We start from the raw sequence: 2,884 nt of genomic DNA, 5'->3' as shown, positions 1-2,884 counted from the left end.
CCAAGGTTGTACGATTTTGCATCAATCCTTCTAAGGCATTTTGCACCAACTTTTCACTGTTTGCATCTAAAGCAGATGTTGCTTCATCAAGAAGCGACGCTTTGATTTATAATAATAATTCATTTTTTTGTATGTTGAATGAGAATCCCAACTATCGTAGGATTCTCTCATTTCAAACCTGTTCCATGTTGAATCAACCAAAACCATGTCTTTTGCACTTTACGAGCAAGGAGAACCGGCATGAATTAAAAAAAACTATTAAGAAAGGACTTAAAATGCCTATAATAAATCGTCTCAAGTGCCAAAGGCTGTAGCAACACCCACAAGTTGGCCAATATAATAATGATTCCGGCTTGCTGTAAGAGGGCTGCATTTCTTAAAATCGCCCATGCAATACCAATGCGTTGTTTTTGCCTCCCCCCCCAAAAAGCATAGTACCGCATTCTCCTACTTACGTATCCAAGCCACCTAGTAAAGCTTGAATAAATTCAAGTGCATTAGCTGCTTTAGTAGCGACCAAAATGTCCTCTTCATGGGTATTTTCAGTTCCAAAAAGAAGGACAATTTGTAATTATTTTATTGTAAATCTTTATACTCTTTTATTTCAAGTCTTTATACTCTAGGAGAAAGGATTTATGCGTGTATTTCAAACTGATTTTTGTTTAAAAAACGCAGCCACGATGATTTATAAGTATCTAAAACCTCATCTATTTATATTAGATGCGTTTTCGAATTAATATTTAAAGTGCACTCTTTACAGCATAAAAAACTTAATCACTTCACAATAGAACAATCGTTTTGTTTAAAACCCTTGTACCCTATAAAAAGGAGGCTTTTACATGCCAATATTACCAAAACGATTTTTGAATTTAGAAAGACGACCACCGCGGTCTACGAGTGTTTGGGAGCCACCTGTCCATGCTGGATGCGTTCTTGGGTCAATATCTAGATTAAGAGTATCGCCTTCTTTTCCCCAAGTAGAGCGCGTTTTATATTGTGTTCCATCCGTCATAACAACGGTAATTGTGTGATAGTTGGGATGAATATTCGCTTTCATGCGTAAAAACCTTTTGCGTTTATAGAATGAAACAGCACTTGCTCGATTTTTTTAAGTGCGCTTCCTTTGTCTTTTTGATACATTGATTAAAGTATTTATTCCTATAGCTGAGCACGCATAAAAAAACAAGTGTTCAAGATGCATCGTTGTATCAAGTGTTATAAATTCAATATAGTGAGCGAAACCTTATGAATCTCTTTAATCATTCAGAAAAATCTACAAAGTCTTCCCCTAAAAAATCTTCATTCTCTTCGCTTGCAATTTTTTTTCCTTATCTTTTGCGCTATCGTTGGTTGTTTATTTTTGCCTTTCTAGCGTTATCTGTTGCTGCTCTTGTCACATTAGCTTTGCCTGTGGCTATCCGGCAAATGTTTGATCATGGGTTTTCTACTTCAAGCCATGGACATATCAATTTTTACTTCGGAATTTTGTTTATCTTAGCCTTGCTTCTCGCATTTGCTTCAGCAGCTCGTTATTACTGTGTTATCACCTTGGGAGAACGGATTGTTGCCGATTTACGGCGTGATGTGTTTGTTCATATTATGAAACTTTCTCCTGCTTTTTTTGATCGGTCACATTCAGGAGAGATTGTTTCAAGGCTTCTCACAGATACCACACAAATAAAATTAGCTGTGGGTTCTACTGCCTCTACCGCTTTGCGTCAGCTGATTATCGTGATCGGAGCCGTTGTGATGATGGTGATCACCAATGCTAAACTGTCTTTATTGGTTTTGGTTTCTATTCCTGTTGTGGCCATTCCCTTAGTGGTTTTTGGACGTAAAGTTCGCTCTCGTACTCGTGCGGCGCAAGATCGTCTCGCAGATGCCAATGCTGTTGCTACAGAACAGGTAAGTGCTATTCGCACTGTACAAGCTTTTACCGCAGAAAAACTCGTTGCAACACGTTTTTCACAATTGATAGAACGTGCTTTTCAAACAGCACGTGCTTCTGTGATCTTACGCTCCTTTTTTACGGGTTTTGCAATTTTTTTGGTTTTTAGCAGTGTGGTTGCTGTTTTATGGATTGGATCGCACGATGTTTTGAATGGAACAATGACAGGCGGGACATTAGGGCAATTTGTCCTTTATGCGGTTTTTGGAGCTTCTACTTTTGCGCAATTATCGGAACTGGGGGCAGAATTAATCCAAGCAGCAGGCGCTGCTGAGCGGCTTTCCGAATTGTTACAAGAACAACCTACTATTGTAGCTCCTAAAAATCCTTTATCATTGGAACAACCTGTTCGAGGCGAACTTGTTTTTGATCAGGTTGATTTTATTTATCCTTCTAGACCACAAGAGAAGATTTTACGCTCGCTTTCGTTTTCTGTGAAGGCAGGCGAAACGGTTGCTTTTGTTGGGGCTTCAGGAGCAGGAAAAAGCACCATTTTTTCTTTGATCCTTCGTTTTTATGACCCGATAAGTGGAACAATTCGGTTGGATGGCATGGAAATTAATCGCCTTTCTTTACAAGATTTACGCAGCGCAATTTCCTATGTTCCACAGGATGTCGCCATTTTTGATGGAACATTGCGTGATAATATTATTTTTGGAACTGAAAATACCCATGAAGAGGAAATCCTTGCTGCCGCTAAGGCGGCTAATGCACTTGAATTTATTCAAGCTTTACCAGATGGCTTGGATACGCAAGTAGGAGAACGTGGTACCATGCTTTCTGGAGGGCAAAAACAACGCATTGGTATTGCACGGGCAATTCTAAGAAATGCGCCCCTATTGCTTCTTGATGAAGCAACATCTGCTTTAGATGCAAACAGTGAAAAGTTGGTGCAAAATGCCTTAGAAGGATTGATGCAAAATCGTACAACCTTGG

General features: G+C 39.2%; 2 protein-coding genes and 1 pseudogene. 1 reads left to right on the top strand and 2 read right to left on the bottom strand.

Annotation, left to right across the window (positions count from 1 at the left end; all coding sequences use genetic code 11):
* Window positions 1–359 precede the first annotated feature (359 nt).
* Together PVV60_RS09935 and rpmE are read right to left on the bottom strand one after the other, a co-directional pair.
* A pseudogene (locus tag PVV60_RS09935) lies at window positions 360–559 on the bottom strand (ABC transporter); the annotation flags it as partial.
* A gap of 276 nt (window positions 560–835) precedes the next feature.
* Window positions 836–1,057 (bottom strand): 50S ribosomal protein L31, encoded by a 222-nt coding sequence (rpmE, locus tag PVV60_RS09930; protein ID WP_015856961.1) that lies wholly within the window; start codon window positions 1,055–1,057, stop codon window positions 836–838.
* A gap of 188 nt (window positions 1,058–1,245) precedes the next feature.
* Here rpmE and PVV60_RS09925 point away from each other — a divergent pair.
* Window positions 1,246–2,884, top strand: a 1,639-nt coding sequence (locus PVV60_RS09925) for an ABC transporter transmembrane domain-containing protein (RefSeq protein ID WP_273724605.1), incomplete at its 3' end; no start/stop codon positions are given.

The organism is Bartonella sp. AU18XJBT, from assembly GCF_028618595.1.
Lineage (GTDB): Bacteria > Pseudomonadota > Alphaproteobacteria > Rhizobiales > Rhizobiaceae > Bartonella.
The sequence above is the reverse complement of the archived record's forward strand: the minus strand, read 5'-3'. Positions and strand labels throughout refer to the sequence as shown.

Coding starts and splice junctions, on each gene's coding strand:
- rpmE (WP_015856961.1), bottom strand. CDS start 1,057: ATGAAAGCGAATATTCATCCCAACTATCACACAATTACCGTTGTTATG.